Origin of the sequence: Pararhizobium sp. PWRC1-1 (assembly GCF_049897905.1) — a bacterium.
Lineage (GTDB): Bacteria > Pseudomonadota > Alphaproteobacteria > Rhizobiales > Rhizobiaceae > Pararhizobium.
Genome location: NZ_JAFCXE010000015.1, coordinates 136659 through 154129 on the forward strand (window position 1 = coordinate 136659; position 17471 = coordinate 154129).

Genomic DNA, 17471 nt, shown 5'->3' on the forward strand with positions numbered 1-17471 from the left:
TATTAGGGCGGCGATTGACGCCGAGATCTCCCGCAGAGAGAGTGATACTCCAGACGACGTCAAGCCGTCGATATAGGGCAAAATGGCCCCTCTTCAGGCGCTGGCGAGGACAGTGTTTGCTGCAGTTTCGAACGTAGCCGCTTTATGGGAAATTGAAGCGTCGGAGCCAATTTCCCATATCGGTCTAAATTTGCCCTCGACGTGGATCGCCTTAATGCCGGCTGCTGTAGCGGGGATAATATCGCGGGTGACCTGATCGCCGATCATGAATACCTGTACCGCAGGACCGAAAAGCCGTTTCAGGCGGACAAACAACTCTTTGCGCTTCGGAGCATCGATGACGCGATCGATGTACCCCTCAATATTGTTTGCCCGAAGCACATTTTGGATTCGCTGCCGTCCGCCCTCGGTGACGATAACAAGTGTCGCTCCGGCACGGTGCATCTTTTCCAGCCCCTCGAGGACACCGGGCAAAAGCTTAGGCGTGCTGCGAAGATTTGAAAAGTACCGGCTTTCGATCACTTCAACGGCACCATCCGACAGCGGTATCGCGGTCGGATCACTCCATGCTGTTCGCGCGGCTGTGGCTGGGTCGCTTCCGTCGAGCCTGTGGCATAAGGCAGCGATCAGGAGACGAGGTGGGTAACGAAGGCCGAGATGATGACGGGATGCCAGTTCCTGGTCCACATCTCGCACATAAGCGAGCTGGTTAGCTGCGCCGACTTTTTTCTGCAGTGCCTTGGCGATACCCGTGAGCAATTGAAGTTGAGCAACTGCGAAGACCCCGTCCGTATCCCAAAGGGTATTGTCCGCGTCCAGACATACCACCGGCGTCGATACAGTGCCCTCTCTTCTATTGGCAGTTGCGACTAGCATTGAGTGCGGCATCTTTTTGGCTTGTGGCACAGTCGTTGGTGACCGCGCTTCGAATCACAGCATTAGAATCCTTTTGTGGCGGGCTTACAAAGACAAACGTTGCACTGAACGCGATTAGCCAAAAAAGCAGGGCTTTGATCGCCCATGATTGCAGCTGTTGGGCGGGCTCCAGGTATCTTAACTTGTCGGCTACTTTCGTTGCCACCAGATAGGCCTCAGTAATGTAGTTTTTAAGGTATGCGAGCTGCAAGTCGCCCTTAAGCTTACTGGGGTCTTCGGACAGGAAGGCCTTGCTCCAGTCTTCCGGCGAGACCTCGGCGATCGGCTTGAAGAACACATAGGATTTTGGTTTTCCGTTCTCGCTGGCGACCTTGGGATAGCGGAACCTGGCGCGGATCGCATGGAACGTGACCAGAGCGCCGGATACCGCCAGTAGCCCAAATACAATGAAGAGAAGGTAGGACAAAGGCACAAGCGCATCGCGGTAGGTCGCAGAGTTGCCGATGGAAAGACCGTCCAAGAAGGTCCGTAAAGGGTAGGTGTCGGCAAACCGGCCGAACAGCACGCCCGAAAAGGCGCTCAGAAATGTGATGATAGTCAGCAACCGCGTCGCCTTGCCGTCCTGATAGTCGGTCAACGCTTTGACTTCGTCCAATGACTGCCGGGCGAGCTTCAAGGGGGCTTCGAGACTTCCATCAGAGGGGAGCGTCAAGTGTGCGAGCTCGCGGCTGGCGCGCTCAAGCACCAGGTTGGTCTTGAGATGTTTGACCTCACCGTCTTGAGCCACCTGTGGATAGTGTTCGAAGCGGTGGCCCCACAACGCGTGCCAAATCGCTTGAAACGGGCCGACGGGCTCTTCTGCATTGGTAAGGTTTTTGGTCATGCCGGGTAGAGCCCCAATTTGCGATCGCGATTGCGAAGCAGGAGCAGGAACGGAAGGCTCGCTGCGACCATGATGGCCTTTCCAAGAACCTGACCTGCGAGAAAATCAAACGATCCGAAAGCCAGCCACAGAAACATGGCACTGTCGACGATCAACCCGACGACGCTGCTGCTGAGGGCAGCAACGACTAAGCCGCGACGCTGCAAGGGCGTGAAGACGAAAAGATCGGCAATTTCGGAGGCCAAAAAGGCCGAAGCCGAGGCAAGGGCAAGGGACGGGGCGGTGAACGTGGTTGACAAGATCGCGCCGACCACGATCGCCGCCACCGACCAAAGCAGTCCGAGGCGCCTTTGAACCAGGTCACGAAGCACAAGCGCCAGACCAACAAGCAAGACGCCGCTCGGCGCCGTCAGACCAAAACCCACCGGGATCAGACATGGCCCATTGGGGACACAAACCGTTCCAACGTGACCAATCATATAATTGGCTGCCGGCACGCAAGCGGCGAAGGCAAGTAGAAATACAATGCCCTCGACGCGACGAATACGATCTGCTTCAACCATGAACCGTCTCCACCGTGTGGGTTTCCTCCGCAACAAACTTGTTGTAACCCTTGGCACGCAGGTCGCATGCCGGGCACACTCCACATCCAAAGCCCCAGTTATGCCGGTTGCCGCGATCACCGAGATAGCAGGTGTGGGTATCCTCGACGATAACATCTATCAGTCGGCTTCCGCCCAGGCTGCTCGCAAGCTCCCATGTCGCCGCTTTGTCGATCCACATGAGCGGTGTATCGAGCACGAATCGTTTTTCCATCCCCAGATTGAGGGCGACCTGGAGCGCCTTGATCGTGTCATCCCTGCAGTCCGGATAACCTGAATAATCGGTTTCGCACATGCCGCCGACCACATGCTTCAGACCGCGGCGGTAGGCAAGTGCTGCGGCAAACGTCAAGAAAATCAGATTACGGCCCGGTACAAAAGTATTGGGGAGCCCAGTGCTCTCCATTTCGATCCCGATGTCTTGAGTCAGCGCCGTTTCGGAAATCTCGCCCAGCGCAGAGAGCGAGATCGTGTGATCCTCGCCAAGGCGGTCAGCCCACGTCGGATTGATTGCGGAGAGTTCGTGGCGCAGTTTTGAGCGGCAATCCAACTCCACCCTGTGCCGCTGACCATAGTCAAACCCTACCGTCTCCACGCGTGGGAAACGATCGAGCGCCCAGGCAAGGCAAGTGGTGGAATCCTGCCCACCGGAGAAAAGCACTAGCGCACCTTGGATTTCAGTCGCCATCATATTCCGCCCAGCAAAAAGGAGTTTCGAAGACCTTGACCGACGACAACTGATCAAGGCGTGGTTTGGCTCTTTCCCAGATCCAGACGGCGATATTTTCCGCAGTCGGATTGGAGAGACCTTCAAGATCGTTCAACGTGTGATGGTCCAACTGCTCCAGTAATGGCTTGAACGCGCTTTCGACATCAAAGAAATCGATCACGAAGCCAGTATAGGGATCGACCGTGCCAGACAACTGCACTTCAACGCGGTAGGAATGCCCGTGCATCCGGTGGCATTTGTGGGTGCTGGGGACATTCGGCAGGCGATGGGCCGCCTCAAAGGTAAAGGCTTGCGTGATCTTCATGGGATACCAATCAACTTGTGCGTCTGGAGGCTCAGCCGCCATGGTGGGTGTTCGAGACAATAGGCGGCAATTGCAGCGGTATTCTCAAGGCGTCGGGGGCCGTCCATCGGCTGAAGCCAATGGTGATCAAACGACAAATCCGCGAATCGATCGGGACCGGCGTCGACCTGAGGGTAGACAAGCTTCAGTTCGTTTCCCTGCACCTGTTTTAATTCAGAGCCCGCTTTCGGACTGACACAAATCCAGTCTATCCCGGCCGGCGCTTCAATTGTTCCGTTGGTTTCGACGGCGATCAGAAAGCCGGCAGCATGGACGGCTTCGATCAAAGGCGTGTCCAGTTGCAACAGCGGTTCGCCCCCGGTGAAGACCACGAAACGGCCTCGACTTCCCGATCCCCACGTCGACGCGATAGCCTGGGCGAGAACCGCGGCATTTGCAAACTTGCCGCCGCCAATACCATTCGTCCCAACAAAATCGGTGTCGCAGAACTGGCAGATCGATTTCTCACGATCTTCTTCCCGTCCTGACCAAAGATTACATCCTGTAAATCGGCAAAAAACTGCAGCGCGGCCCGCCTGCGCGCCCTCGCCCTGAAGTGTTTTGAACAATTCTTTGACGGCGTAGGTCATGAGTCCTCCGGCAAACCGCTTGGCGGTTCAATGAGGGCCGCCCGGCGGGCTTTTGCGTCGGCTCGCACGATTGTAATCAGATATTGCGCAAGGCTGACAATGTCACGATTGACGTTTTGCACCGATTTCCAATGGCGCTGGTCATCAGACGCGAATTCCCAATGGCCCGAGGTCCACGCTGTTTTGCCAACGAGTGATGAAAGGCCCTTTGAGAAATCCTGCCATGTGCGTGCGCCGTCCAGTAACGCGAGCACTTCCATGACATAGCCAAGTGCCATTATACCTGCGCCGTGGACGAGTCGGGACGTCTTTGGCGTATGATCCTTCCAGTCGTCCTTGAACACGTATTTGACGGCGGCATAGAACTGATTGATCACCTCGAAGCAGAGCTCCTCACCATTAGGTTCGCGGATCATTTCCCGCATGACACCGTCTGTCGCTGAATTCATCACTACCCGCTGGATGGCGGTATCGCGGATGATGCCGGCAGGGTTGGTGTGCTGATGGATCATTCCCTTGAGCGACGACTTGGCATCAAAATTGAGCCGGGCCGCGAGTTCAGCGGCAAATGCGCGATCGCCGAGACGTCTTGGTAGTCCTCCGACTGTCGGCAGCAGTTCATAGATCAGCGACTTCGGCAATGGTCGTGTGTTGTTGATGAGGACGAACTGGCGGCGAAGTTCGGCTTCGTCTTCACAGACGACGCCCGATATAAACACCTGGAAATCTTTGTCAGGTAGTTGTGAGAGTGCGGTAAACCGCTGTTGTCCATCAACGACGAAGCCGACAGGACCATCATCAGACGTTATCTTGACCACGCAGCGTCCGAGGTCATCAAGATCTTCGATCTCCATGCCCGATGTGAATGCCACAACGATCGGATTGGGCAGGATCGCCTCCGACTTTTCCAGATAATCCCGGATTTCGCGAATATGGCCAGCGATCTGCGGCCGCTGAAAACCACTGAGCTTGCCGCTACTGTCGCGCGCGACGCGCTCGATAAAAGCAAACTGCTGCAGTTCAGAGGCAAGGGCTGCAAACGAGACTACTATGTGCTGATCGCTCTGCCGCGCCTTGATTGCCGGGAATTTGAATGTCGTCATTTACTTCACTTCTGCATGGTAGCTTGCGGACGAGGGCCTCATAGACCCCGAGATTATGAATGCCGCGTCGTTTGTTTCGATTGCTGGCTCGGAAAATCACGACTTCAATGGAGAGTGATTTGCAGATCGGGCATCCGCACATCTTCCACGGCCTGTCAGTGAGCGTGCGCTTATAACGGCTTCGCAATTCGTCTATTGCCTTCACCCCGGGGAGATCGCCAATAGGCGCGCCCATCAGCGCCGGCGCCGCGTAGGCGATCACGGCTTCAAGGGTATCTTCCAGGCCCAGATCGCCACGGTCATAGCAGCGAAGCGCGTTTAACGCATCGGCTTCCATTAAGACTAGCTTCTCTTGGTTCAGGGCGCCCTGCTTAGCCAAGCGTTGGAGCTTTGGATTTTCGAGCGCCTGGGGCACGCGTATGGCGGTGTAGTAAGCCAGAGCGCCGCTTGGCGTCGGTAGATAATAGTTCGCTTTTGCATCCTTAAACGCACGTATCAGCGGCGAGGTAGTATCAAAGCTAGTTATGTTGAAAGACTGAAAGGTTTCGATTTCATCAGCTTTTGCAAATCCTAATATATGGAGGCGGACGTTCTGTGGGATGACATCACGAATCGCGCGCAAGCAAGCTTTGATTTGAGGCGCTTTCAATGGCACAGTGCCGCCGAGGGCGAGATATGTATAGCCCATCGCCACAAGCCTGCGAGCCGCTTCTGCCATGCTTCCCGGTGACCATCCCTGGATAACGCCGAGGGGAATGAAGCGACCGGACATGTGTGATGTCGCCCTGAGGAACTCTGCCGCGTTTTCCAATGTGATGTCGAAGCGCCTGCGGGCATCTGCCGTACCGCCATCGAAGCCGGTCAGGCTTTCATCAAAGTCGAAGATGATATGATCGACCGAACAGCCATGCGTGAAGCGACCGTCGTCATAGAATTCGGCGGTATCCTCCGGCGTATAAGGAGGCCGCTCGTCCTTGTGATAAGTAAAGGCGCCGCAGTCACCAAAAATCGGAAGCCTATCGAACGGCGGCTTATCAAGCCTCAAAAACTCTCTCGCGCCAACGCGCCGAAAGCGCATTGCTTGAGCCTCAGTGTATTTGCCTCCGACCGCCGCGCCTCCAACAATGCCACGCGATACGAGCATGCCGTCGTAAGGAGCATATCCCATGATTTCGTGCGGATAGGCATCATTCCAGTAAGGAACTCGCCCCTCCGCATATCGATCGCGGAGAAAATCATACCCGGGGTCCACGTGATCGAGACTATCGGCGAAAATGAACTTCATCGGCTTGGCCTCGACAGCCTGCGATCCAGTTGCATCAGATGGTCGGCTAGTTTGGTGATATGTTGCGGCGTGCCCTGAATTTCGTTCCAAGCCCAGCCGAGGTCGGCCCAGACTCCCTCCGTCCAAGCGCAATGAGGTACTAGTCGCCGAAGCGCTTCACGGATTTCCAAGTCTGGATTCTCCGAACTATCTGCTCGAAGCATAATCTGATCCATCAGTGCGCCCATCGCCTTGATACCGGCCGAATGCATCAGACGGCTTTCTGTGGGAGCCAAGCCCCAGGCAGTTGGGAACGTATCGCGCACCGCTGACCAATAGAGTGACAGCGTCTCAAACATGGCGTCCGGGTTTGCCGTTTCCGGGGAATGCTTATACTGGCTAAGTGCCCCGAGCGGCGGGCGCAGATTCTGTTTGATCGCTGCTATCAAAGCGGTATCGCTGATGATACTGGCGTCGTCAGGATTGTCCGAGGCACGTTTGATCAGTTTATAAAACGGAGACTTCGGCTGTCTGTTGAGGAGATTGCAGAGTTCGCTCGGCAGTCGGTTGACCGCCAAATCTCTTGGAAGAAGGGTTCCCACCTCTGGCAACAACTCATTGATAAGCCGCACATCCAGAGCTTTGACCTTGTTCACGAGGATAAATTGTTCCCGATGAACCGCGAGATCCCGTGACACGAACCCAATAACGGGCACGGGAAATCTGCTGTTTTTCGCTTTGGCAAGAGCAAGTGAACGCTGCTGCCCATCGACGATCCAGGCAGCCCGGTCGCCCGCCGTGCGAAAGGGGATGGTGAGGGTGCCGGAAACACCGACCTCGGCCAGACCATTGGGTTTTGGCCCGCGCGACGGCTCAAAGTGGATTTCTGGTGAAAACGCCAGCGTTATCGCATTCGGAAAAAGAACAGGACCACTGTCGAGGAACTCGACGATTGAATTTACGTGACTGCGGATTTCCTTTCTTTGGAAACCCTTCAGGTCCTTTTCATCCCTGTGGATGCGGCTGATATCGGCAACGCGCGTCAGATCGGATCCATAAAGGAAAAACGCATAGACATCGATCGCGTCGCCCTGCTGCGTCCTGACCGCCCGTACAACGAGGCTTTCAGTCTCGGAGTTCATGCAAGACTCCCTTCACTTCGTACTTCCCCAGCTAACCGGGAAAATCGCTTTTGCTCACAGGCAACGGCAAGTTCATCGCGCAGCACCCGTAGAAGCCTTCCGGTCGATCCGCCGGTTCGATCCCAGTGTTGGCGAAGCAGAGTTTTGATATCCGCGTCAGATCGGCGAACGCCCGATGAAACGCTTGGGCGGCTCCAGGCCATCAAAATACTCTCGACCTGTTTGGCGTGACTGGCGACGCTGCCGTGCGGTTGTTCGGTCACAACCGTCGTTGCGAAATGGTGAAGCGCCCTGGAAGCAAAATCGATCATTGTCCCGCGGATGGGACTTTGCGGACCATCTAGCCTCGCGTCGTATGGTAGAATTTGACCCGCGAGACGTCCAGAAAGCGTCGAGGTTGCGGATCCCGCGAATATTCTAAGGCGCTCGACCGTTTCGTCCGGGAGACCCAGCAGAACCGGCTCAAGCATTTTGAGATAGGCTGCGCCGACGGCGATAAGGATCAGGCCGCCAGTGGATCGCAGAGTTGCGCGTAATTCGTCCGGATCTATGAGCGTTTGCCACCATTCTGCCGCTGACGCACTTGGCTTAATGTGATTGAGGACACAGTCTACGGAGCCTGCGGACACTGTGAGATCGTAGGCCGGGACCGACTGCTCCGACGTTAGAAAGCCCAGCCCGGCTGAAACAATATAAAGTTTGGCTTTGGCGCAGGCAGCCGCAGAGACAGCCAAGGAAAAGGAGCGACCACCGTACAAATCCCGCGCAACAGAAACGTCTGGGGCAACGGAAAGGCGGCTCTTCCACTCGGCGCTCACATCAGAGAGGCTACCGTAGGGCAGGTTGCGTCCGGTTGTGCCGAAATCGGCGTTGTGGTGCTTACGATTGGCACAAGCTGTGATGATTGCATGCATATCAATTCCAGCCGACATCACGGCGCAATTAGAGCGTGGTAAATCCTTAACCGGAGATAACTGCGGTATGGTTACTAGGTCAACCCAGAAACTGCGACCAGATTTTTTGATCCCCGAAAAACTGCGGACACGTGTCATGCCGGCCACGTCATACTGTATGATAGTTGCAAAAACCGGTAGCTTTTTTAAGTGCTGGGTTGTAGCCTCGGATGCATCTGCACCGCATATTGATGGCTCATGATCGAATTCATTGACGACTCCGAACCTTGGCGCCCAACCACCTCGGGCGAACGCCTGCTGTTTCTGCTCCTCAAGAACCATAAGGAAGCTCGCTACCTGTCCGACGCTCTCACCGAATCTGGACTTCGGTTTGCGAGGCGATATGGAGACTGGTCGAATTTCCTGATTGGCGCTTCGCTGCTGCATCTCCAGCAGCGTTTGATAAAACTTGGCAACGACGTCAGAGAGAGTGCGGCAAATCGCCTTGATCAAATTCGCGAATTGAGAGCGCGCACGTGCGATATCGTGCAGTTGACGCCGATAGAATATGGAGCAGATTTCGGCGAACTGATCCAGGAGGTGCTCGTCAGCGCCGAGCAGATGCGAAGGAACATCCCCGACGGCTTAAGGAAGGCCGTCCTGCGGACGGGTGGGCAACGCTGCTATAGTTGCGGCAGGTTGTTCGGCGCGGTCCATGATATGGAGGAGGGAGAATTGAAGCCAACTGTGGACCATGTTTGGCCGCGTGCTCTTGGTGGCGACTCTGGCGAAGAAAACTTGCTCCTGGCCTGCCAATCCTGCAACAGCACGAAAGGCCATATAGCGACGTGGCACATGGCGTGGATCCAACCGATCGTGTTCTCCGATATCGACGAAGTCGATGGACCTCCGCCTGTGCCGCGCGAAGTGCAGATGGCACTTCACATGCGCGCTGCAACAACCTATGCCCGCGCCAATGGCACCACGCTTCGAGACGCTTTTCTAACGATCGGTCCACGGGATCGCCCGGCCAAGATCGATCTCGAACAGGGCTATGATTTCTTCAACATGCGTGTCCACGACGAGACGCGTACAATGGTAAAGTGGATCCCGGGTTGATGCAGTACGAATATGACGCCTTCGTTTTTCGCCAGCGCGCCGACGGCGGCGGTCCGCTCCTCGCTCTCTTCCAGGCTCCGGCGGGAGAGGTCGATGCTTGGACGGATGTCGATCGATTGGCACCCGACAACAAACTCGGTCCACAGCGCGAACCGAAGAAGAGCAGGATTTCCAGCATCAAGCGGTTTTTTGCCGACGATCCGGACAACACAATCCCAACCGCGATCGTCGTTGGCCTGAAGGAGGTCGATGTCGCGGCACAAGGCAACATCTCAAAGATCAGGTTTGAGGCGGTGCCCGGTCAACCAAAACCGGGGCTGATCATTGATGGGCAGCACCGCTTGCGCGGTTTGCAGGCCGTCAACGACGCCACGCTTGTACCGATCGTTGCTATCCTTGAAGCAACCGATCTGGAAATGGCGTTCCAGTTCCTCGTTATCAATAACAAGTCCGCCAAAGTACCTCCGGATCACATCCGCGCGCTCGCGCTCAATTATTCACAGGAGCAACTCGCAATCCGGTTGCGGACGGCGCGCCTTTCACAGGATCCAAATCTCGGATCCGTGGGGGTTTTGGACGAAGATGACGAAAGCCCCTTCCGGGGGATCGTCGATTGGCCGAACAACTCCGTTGACGCTCGGATAGTGGCTCCATCGGCAATCGAGTCAATGGCAGCGGAGGTCAGATCACTTGGTTTCGGGGAACTCGAAGACCTCGATAGCGTGAACGCGTTTCTGATCGCGATGTGGTCTGTCATCAAGGAGGAATGGCCCGACCTTTTTGTGAAAGGAAGCAAGCTCATGTCGAAGGTGGGCCTGATTTGCATCACGCAGTTCGTATGCACCACGATGAAGACGTGGGCGCGCAATCCCCATCTGCGTAACCAAGTCGACCCGGGCGACCCTGAGAAGGTCAAAAATATCACCCGTGATGTCCTGAACACTCTCAGCCCGCGCTTCTTTAAGGCAGATTGGTCAAGCACCAGTTACGACACCCGCGCCGGACGCGACCAGATCATGAACGATCTCGAGGCGCTGTCGTTCAACGTCACGAATTCGGAGCCCTGGTACGAGGGGTTGAAAGTCGTCGATCGAAACTGGCTCCAGGTGCATCTTGCCGAACAGGGTGGTGCTGCAGCCGCTCCTGCCGACGCTGTGTGACCGCGGACGCGTTAACACAGTCTTGTCACCTGCCTGCATTCATAACGTCCAAATCTGTAATGCAGAGCAGGTCAGGATTGCCGATATGTGTGTAACGGATGCTGTCGCCCTCGGCGACAGTTCTGGAAATGAGCTTTTTCAACGTTTCTTCATCGCAACCGATTGCCGCACGAAGCTTTAGTTTGGCCTGCGGCCACCAGTCGGGGTCCCTTGTATGCACGAGCATGTTAACTGAAGTTCTAGTTGCAAACGCTTGATCAGCGTCGACGAGGTTCTTCTTTTCGAGAACTCCCATCAGGTCTGACAAGAAATCGAGCCGAAGCATGCCACCAACGACCTCACTCCAGAGGATTGGCCGCTTTGCCCCGCCAACGACAGCCTGGGTATACCAGGCGGCTCTGAGTGCAAGGCGTGCTGCGAACAACGCGGCGCTCTTCGAACGCACCGGAAGAAATGTCCCGACCACTGACGTCGCGCCGCAGGTCAAAAAGCCGGCTCCCGCTGTCGCATGCGTCCGGTCGGGGGACTGCGTGTCACAGGCACTTAAAACGACAACCGGCGGAGGACGCATTCGACCTCGCAATTCCCATATGTCGACTGCTTCTGACCCAATGTGCAACGCGCCAACGCCGGAATTCTTGTCGTGCGACCCATGACCGTCAAAAATCATCATCGCCCCATGAAAATCGTTGACGGCGGCCACGAACTCATCGCTCGTGCTTACCGACACCTGCCGAAATTTTAGGCTCTGCTTGGAGTTGCCCGCAAACACGTCCATGGCTTGGCGCACATCATTTCGAATAGGATCGGTCTGTGCAAAAGATGATACTACCAGCACTTCTTCAAAGGCCTTGGGTGGCAGGTAGAGTGTTTGCGTCCTCGCCAACTGCATCATCATCAAGTTTCCTGGCGTTGCCGGAATGCGAGAGACGTCCAACGCGATACTCATCGGCAGATCACCAATCGGCAGCCATTCCAATGGAGCATCTGCAATCAGCTTAACGCCGGTATGACTGCTGCTGATGATCTCGACTAAAGGCGCCGGGGTATGTCGCGCCAGCGATTCCTGCACCGAGCGAAAAACGCGCTCTGCTTTATTAGTTCCGCCACTGCTCCCTCCACCACTTGCATACCCGGTAAAATCCCGCAGTTCTGACGTCTTGTTAACGCCGTTGGGCAATCGGATCGATGACGCAAGCGTCGAAGCGGCTCGCAGACTGACGGCAAGGGTTTGAGCAGTTAACTCTTTCGCCCGTACGCCAATAATATAGTGACCTGCCGGCGACAGCATTGCGACCATTTCCGATCCCGGCCCTTCAAAAAGATAGCCGGTTTGTCAGGCGAGTTGGACGACCATTCTTTCGGGGTGATTGGAAAGACGACTTGGCTTTCGTAGCGGCACTGGTATGTGAGAGTGCCTCAAAGACAGCGAGCACGTTCGAAGCATCTGGACGTTTGACCTCGAAGGTCACGACGTCAAATTCGTGTCCGATGGTGAACGGAAATTTCTTGTGAGAGACCAAAGTGAAATCGGGGCGGGTCCACGGGCCGACGATTTTCGCATTTCGGCGAGCGGTATTCTCGATAATGAATTCAGAGGCGCTGTAGTTGTTGGCGAGCCAAAGTGTCTTGAGTTGCTTCTCGATCTCCGGGTAGTAGCGCTTTCCTCGCCAATGACGGCGTCGGACACACCCACGCCTTTGGCCAAGCCGATGTAACCCTGCCTTTTTTGGACGAGTAACTTTTTATCTATGCCATGTTTGAGCGTCGCGTCAGTTGTCCGGTCATCGTTTAAAAAAACATAGCGTTTCAACCAGGTTCGGGTGAGGTCGCCGTTTTCCTCGACCAGTTTTTCTACGACGATGATCAACAATTCCAATGTGCGCAGTGATGGCGGGGTGTGCAGTTCTTCCAATTTCTCGCTCGCTTTATCGTTTCATCTTATAGTTGTCTTTAGACGATAATTATCAGAGCTTCGGGTCGCGAATGGAAGTTGGCATAGTTTTCAGCCCATTAAGTATCAGAACTCGCCTAAATCGCTGCGTTTCGTAAAAGGCGATCAATTCGCCGGAAGAGGACGTCCGACGCATCCATCCAAAGGATCGGTCAAACAGTCTAGAGCGGTCGTCACTTGGCGTCGCCGAAGACGGTTGTCCCATACGGACGGGGCACCCCTTTCTCCTTCACGGATGAGTTGCCCGGAGATGGAGGCGAAACACCAGTTATCGCTCCCTGAACCAATCGGGCAGCCTCTCATCGAGAGCCAGGTCGAGTTCAAGCCTGATACCGTTGATCATCGTCTCGACGCCGAGGGTGAAGCCCCCCATCGCATAACATCTGAATTTCGCCTTCCGGCCCTTCCACGCTACCAATTCCAAGGAGGGATTGAACGTCGGATGCAGATGGAGCCTCACCGGACCTGTCGGCTTCGGCGCGCTGTCGGGAGCCGTGATGCCTATCTTGAGGGAGAGGTATTCGGGATCGTTGGACGAGCCCCAGTCGACGAGCTCCACCTTGATCCCCTCAGCCTCGGTTCTTCCGCCGAATCGGCCCTTGTGGGGATCGGATGTGAAGACATCGTCCAGCACGCGTTCAACGGAGCCCGAAGCCGCCGTCACCTCCAGCATCGCCTTCTCGATCTGCTGCGCGACTTCCGCGGGCGGAGCCTTGAGATAGGAAATCATGTCGTTCACAAGTCTGGACGGGCCACCGTCGGGCGCGTCGGCCATTTTCGTCAGCAACGTCGATGCAAGCTGGCGCGTCGACGGGGAGAGCAGGCTCATATCGAAGGAGGGCACTTCAAACGCCTTGCCACGAATGCTCCTTTTCGAGGTCGTGGGAGCCGCCAACGAAGTCAGAACTTCGCTGAAAACCCGGGTCACCTTCTCCGCATGCGAAATGGTGTCGATTATATGCGCGCCCGACTCCCGTTTGGCAGCGCTTCTCCATGCAAGCCAAGGCGAGGCGTTTACCCGGGCGTTGGACGCAGCGACAAGCTCGGCGGACAACTTCCGTTGCCCCGGATTTGTCGAGCTCCACCTTGTCGCCCAGTCCCAAGACAGTTCGAGCATCGGAGGTGCGGGAAGGTCGCTGAACCCCAGATCGGTTGAAACACTGCCGTTCAGCGACCGCTGCCACATCGCGCAAAGCGTATCTGCGGACGACCAGGCGTCCACGACTTGTCCTGAAGGGATCTCCGCAGGTTCCGCGTCGAGATCAATGGCAGGGGTTGCGTCGACATCATCGTTTGGATCACCCGAAAGACCGAGCGAAAGCGACGTTTCGTACATTCTGAGATAGGGATCTGCAAACTGCGAAGCCTGTTCCCACAGCCGCGGATCCGGTCCAAAGTATCCTCTCGCCAACCGATCAAGCAAACATCCGGTTACACGAAGTCTGCTTGCCAGATTTTCCATAGGCGCGCCGCTCGGCAGCGAGATTATTCGCGTCGCCGCAAGATTGATACCCTCGCGAGTACGGAACCTCACTTCGTTGCGGGCTCGCTCGGGCTGTGAAATCCTCGCCGACGCCATGACGACGACGGTCTGTCTGGTCGGGTGGACATGGACGCACTGGTCGATCAATATCCGTTCCGGGTTCCTGTAGGTTAGCAGGTATGGTCCTGGGGCCAGATCAAACACCAGCGCCTGATGGGCGTCCCATCGGGTCCCTTCGACGGCCTTCCGGCCTTTGTCATTGAGCGAACTCACCCGGAAATCACGAAGCAGCGAGGTCTTGCCTCCGTCATCCGGACTTATGACGACGATCACGAGGCCGGAGCCCTTCGGTCGCGAGTTGGAGAGCGAGACGACCGTGGCGATCGCTTCGGCCTCCCTTCTGTCAGCCGATTCATCGTATCCGAGCGCCAGCGGCGCGTCCTTCAGCTTGATTATCTGCTGGCTGATTTTGCCTGCGCATTCCCACCGGACGGTGTAGATTCCGTGGGGGAGACTAAGTTCCAGCCTGTCGAAACCTCGTGCGATCTCGTCGAAAGCGCCGGACCTTATCATTATTTCGACGCCGAAAGGCGCCTTCACGGTTATGGTCTGGGATGCCCGGCCTGTCTCGCTAGATGACGACATCGGTTTCTCCCGGTCCGAGGTGGTGGAAAACGTTGAGGGTTGCACCGTCCGCCGTGTCAATCGAGTAGCTTCCGATCGGCAGGGCATATGTCTGTCTCGCAGCGCTGACTGTTCCCACTTGAACGAGAGCGTCGAACTGGTCCCGGATCTCGAACTGCGTCCCCTCCGCGATATTTACGAAGTTCAAATTCAGGGAGACCGTTGCCGACAACGGCGGTCCGACGCTAAGGATTATGGCAGGCGGCCTCGGTTTTTCGAGGAAGTCTGGATACTGCACTTTAGGGCTGACGAGTCCGTTTATCCCCGCACTGACGTACTCCTCCAGGTCCCGGAGTGTCAGACGGCCATCGACGCGGTGTTCTCTCAGCCCCCCTACCAGTAATTTCGAGAACGCTCCCCTTATAGCGTTCGCCGCGCCGGGAAGGGTCTCGTAAGCCACGCAGGCGTCCTGCGCCGCTCGTCCCACTCCCAGTCGTCGGTGATGGCCTCTTGGCGAAATTCGGTTATAGGGACACGGGGGTTTGCCCACCTTCAAGGGCATCGCGTTCCGGCAGCAGTCGAAGAACAGGATCAGCTCCGCGGGGCCAGCCTTGATCAGATAGCGGCGGAGGTCGTCGCATGCCACCAGCCCGACCGCAGGCATATCCACCGCGAAGTCGGCGGCGATGAAACAGTTCTGGGGGTCCTCGTCGACGTCGTCCGCCCTCGTCTGACCTCCGTGACCCGCAAGGAAAACGTATATCCTGTCAGCCTCCGCCGCTACAGACTTGTCGGCCAGCCACGGTACAGTTCTGACGATCTCCATCGCCTGCGGTGCCCGCGAGAAGTCCGGCCCGACGTAGGGCCAGCGGGTCGGAGCAGTCATATAGGCGGCGAGATGCGGTCCGGGAGCGACGGGAGGAGGATAGGTCCAGAAAAAGAGGTTTTCGGGAGCGACATTGCCGCCCGCGGGATTCAGCGCCCAGTCGGCGAAATCCGCTGCGTCCGCGACTGCTCCCTGTAGCTTCGCCATCTTGGTGTTTTCGGGATAGACGTCGATACCGACTATCAGCGCCAACGCGTTCATTGGGCTTTCTCGAGCCAATGGGTGGCGATGCTCTTCAACGTTTGGACGTCGTCGTCGAAACCGCCGTGGGAACGTGAGCGGGATCCGAAGCGGTCACCGTCTGCGGTTTCCGAGTAGACGACGCGATCGGGGTGCTCGGCAAGGAAGGCCCTGACCTTGCGCACGGCCGCCGCCTCGTCTTCTTCGGGAAGCCAGTCGGGATCTGCGGAGATGAACCTGGCCATACCGAGAATCGGCGCATCGGAATAAGGCTCCGAGCCTTCGTTTTCAAAAAGTCCCGACACCAGGTAGAGCAGCGATGACGGGTAGACAAAACCAAACCCTGTTCCAAGAAGAACGTCCGCTCGCTCCAGTTCGTCCTTCATCGCAAACATCCTGAACCGGGCGATACTCGATCCGCACGCGTCAAGCATCGAAGCAAACTTCTTGATTCGCACGGCGGGTGCTAGAAGCACCAGAGAGAGCGGGGTTTCGTCTCCCATCCGCTTGCGTGCGTTCAGGAATTCAGTCGCCCAGATCGATCCGGCACTATGACCTACGACAAGAAGGTCCGCGTCTTTGTTGGAAGACAGCGCCGCGACCAGATCCCGGCCGAGTCTTCCCTGCGAGAAGTGATCGGCGGCGTCCTTGGTCATCATCGCCCATATCGCCGAGCCGATCAGATCGCCGTAGAGTTGGCGCGCCACTTCTTCGACAATCGTCGCGTATAGACCGTGATCACGCCTTCCCTTGAAGCGGCGGAGGACGCGTCGGCCTATCTTGAAACCGTGACCGACAATAGCGCCGAGGACGCCAAGGCCGCCAAACGCCCGGGCCCGCCCGGTGCCGGGGTCCTCATCCCCCCATTCCTTTTGTATGGCCTCGTCCAGATGTTCGAACTGCTTCCTGCCCCTCGCGGCGTCAGCTTCGTAGGATCCGCGCGTCACATCATCGGATACTTCGGCGATATGGGCCTCGATCTCCCGCGACGAGACGATAATGTCGTCGTCGAGTTCAAGGACTGTCCTAAGTTCCAGCTCCATTTCATCATCACTGATATCATCAAGCGGGAGGGTGTCGCCAAAACCGCCTCTAGTTGCGATTTTACCATCTATTTTTGCGAATGGAACGTCGGAACCGGACCGGATTTGCTCCTCGATCGCCACGTCCGTCAGTCTGGGTGCCTCCACGCCACCCCGGCCCGCGGCAGCGCTCTCGGTCTTTTCGGCGAAGTAAGAGATGAGCCTTTTGACGAGGGCGTTGTACAGACGATCGTTCTCGAGAAGATCAATCCAGTTGTTCTTCAATGTTTCTTTCAATCCCGTCCGCCACACGATATAAACTTGCTCCCAATCTTCAGGGATATTTAAAGCCGATGGACCGTTTCCAGACAATTTTCCTGCGATATTCTCGGCTGATTGCTGGTCGACAAGACCGCCGTGCAGATAGAGAAGTACTTTCTTCTTTCCTGACGACAGCCTTTTCGAAAGTTTTTTCAATGCATCGGCATCACTACTATCCAAGGAGCCATCGGCAGTTCGCAACACAGTAACTGGCATCGCACTTCCCCATATCCGACATTTCCCTTGAAGATATTCATGCAATGTGTTTTTTGCAACATGAAGTTGTTATGTGCCTT

At 56.3% G+C, this 17471-nt stretch carries 17 protein-coding genes; 2 read left to right on the plus strand and 15 right to left on the minus strand.

Going from position 1 to position 17471, the window contains the following annotated elements; all coding sequences use genetic code 11:
* Positions 1-93: 93 nt before the first annotated feature.
* Genes ACP7E0_RS22270 through ACP7E0_RS22315 form a run of 10 tightly spaced genes read right to left on the minus strand, consistent with a single transcriptional unit; the run spans position 94 to position 8585 of the window.
* On the minus strand, positions 94-876 hold the full coding sequence (locus ACP7E0_RS22270; protein WP_426127892.1) for an HAD family hydrolase: 783 nt from the start codon (positions 874-876) through the stop codon (positions 94-96).
* Positions 854-1759: a hypothetical protein gene (locus tag ACP7E0_RS22275; protein ID WP_426127894.1), complete on the minus strand. Its 906-nt coding sequence runs from the start codon at positions 1757-1759 to the stop codon at positions 854-856. The genes ACP7E0_RS22270 and ACP7E0_RS22275 overlap by 23 nt, the downstream gene beginning before the upstream one ends.
* Positions 1756-2322, minus strand: coding sequence for a VUT family protein (locus ACP7E0_RS22280; protein WP_426127896.1), 567 nt, complete (start codon positions 2320-2322; stop codon positions 1756-1758). The genes ACP7E0_RS22275 and ACP7E0_RS22280 overlap by 4 nt, the downstream gene beginning before the upstream one ends.
* Entirely contained in the window at positions 2315-3052 is a 738-nt protein-coding gene (queC, locus tag ACP7E0_RS22285) for a 7-cyano-7-deazaguanine synthase QueC (RefSeq protein WP_426127897.1), read from the minus strand. The genes ACP7E0_RS22280 and queC overlap by 8 nt, the downstream gene beginning before the upstream one ends.
* Positions 3039-3395, minus strand: a complete 357-nt coding sequence (gene queD, locus ACP7E0_RS22290) for a 6-carboxytetrahydropterin synthase QueD (RefSeq protein WP_426127989.1) — start codon at positions 3393-3395, stop codon at positions 3039-3041. Before queD ends, queC begins: the two co-directional genes overlap by 14 nt.
* Positions 3392-4024: a 7-carboxy-7-deazaguanine synthase gene (queE, locus tag ACP7E0_RS22295; protein ID WP_426127899.1), complete on the minus strand. Its 633-nt coding sequence runs from the start codon at positions 4022-4024 to the stop codon at positions 3392-3394. Before queE ends, queD begins: the two co-directional genes overlap by 4 nt.
* Positions 4021-5127 (minus strand): DGQHR domain-containing protein DpdB, encoded by a 1107-nt coding sequence (dbpB, locus tag ACP7E0_RS22300; RefSeq protein WP_426127901.1) that lies wholly within the window; start codon positions 5125-5127, stop codon positions 4021-4023. The genes queE and dbpB (ACP7E0_RS22300) overlap by 4 nt, the downstream gene beginning before the upstream one ends.
* Positions 5045-6412: a tRNA-guanine transglycosylase DpdA gene (gene dpdA, locus ACP7E0_RS22305; RefSeq protein WP_426127903.1), complete on the minus strand. Its 1368-nt coding sequence runs from the start codon at positions 6410-6412 to the stop codon at positions 5045-5047. Before dpdA ends, dbpB (ACP7E0_RS22300) begins: the two co-directional genes overlap by 83 nt.
* Positions 6409-7533, minus strand: a complete 1125-nt coding sequence (gene dbpB / locus ACP7E0_RS22310) for a DGQHR domain-containing protein DpdB (RefSeq protein WP_426127905.1) — start codon at positions 7531-7533, stop codon at positions 6409-6411. Before dbpB (ACP7E0_RS22310) ends, dpdA begins: the two co-directional genes overlap by 4 nt.
* Complete coding sequence (locus ACP7E0_RS22315; RefSeq protein WP_426127907.1) at positions 7530-8585, minus strand: hypothetical protein; 1056 nt, start codon at positions 8583-8585, stop codon at positions 7530-7532. Before ACP7E0_RS22315 ends, dbpB (ACP7E0_RS22310) begins: the two co-directional genes overlap by 4 nt.
* A 99-nt stretch (positions 8586-8684) precedes the next feature.
* Between ACP7E0_RS22315 and ACP7E0_RS22320 the strand changes: the two genes are divergently transcribed.
* Together ACP7E0_RS22320 and ACP7E0_RS22325 are read left to right on the plus strand one after the other, a co-directional pair.
* The gene (locus ACP7E0_RS22320; protein WP_426127909.1) at positions 8685-9545 is read left to right on the plus strand and encodes an HNH endonuclease; all 861 of its coding nucleotides are present in this window, start codon (positions 8685-8687) and stop codon (positions 9543-9545) included.
* Positions 9545-10705 carry a DGQHR domain-containing protein gene (locus ACP7E0_RS22325; protein WP_426127911.1) on the plus strand — a complete coding sequence of 387 codons (1161 nt, stop codon included), beginning with the start codon at positions 9545-9547 and terminating at the stop codon, positions 10703-10705. The genes ACP7E0_RS22320 and ACP7E0_RS22325 overlap by 1 nt, the downstream gene beginning before the upstream one ends.
* 25 nt (positions 10706-10730) lie before the next feature.
* Here the strand turns inward: ACP7E0_RS22325 and ACP7E0_RS22330 are convergent, their stop codons facing one another.
* The 5 genes from ACP7E0_RS22330 to ACP7E0_RS22350 all read right to left on the minus strand — a co-directional run bounded on the left by ACP7E0_RS22330 (position 10731) and on the right by ACP7E0_RS22350 (position 17391).
* Positions 10731-12005 carry a CHAT domain-containing protein gene (locus ACP7E0_RS22330; RefSeq protein ID WP_426127913.1) on the minus strand — a complete coding sequence of 425 codons (1275 nt, stop codon included), beginning with the start codon at positions 12003-12005 and terminating at the stop codon, positions 10731-10733.
* A 168-nt stretch (positions 12006-12173) separates the two neighbouring features.
* Positions 12174-12620 (minus strand): hypothetical protein, encoded by a 447-nt coding sequence (locus ACP7E0_RS22335; RefSeq protein WP_426127915.1) that lies wholly within the window; start codon positions 12618-12620, stop codon positions 12174-12176.
* Positions 12621-12927: 307 nt separating this feature from the next.
* Positions 12928-14787 carry a hypothetical protein gene (locus ACP7E0_RS22340; RefSeq protein WP_426127917.1) on the minus strand — a complete coding sequence of 620 codons (1860 nt, stop codon included), beginning with the start codon at positions 14785-14787 and terminating at the stop codon, positions 12928-12930.
* A complete protein-coding gene (locus tag ACP7E0_RS22345) occupies positions 14774-15853 on the minus strand; it encodes a caspase family protein (protein WP_426127919.1) in 1080 nt (359 codons plus the stop codon). The genes ACP7E0_RS22340 and ACP7E0_RS22345 overlap by 14 nt, the downstream gene beginning before the upstream one ends.
* On the minus strand, positions 15850-17391 hold the full coding sequence (locus tag ACP7E0_RS22350; RefSeq protein ID WP_426127921.1) for a hypothetical protein: 1542 nt from the start codon (positions 17389-17391) through the stop codon (positions 15850-15852). Before ACP7E0_RS22350 ends, ACP7E0_RS22345 begins: the two co-directional genes overlap by 4 nt.
* Between the last annotated feature and the right edge of the window lie 80 nt (positions 17392-17471).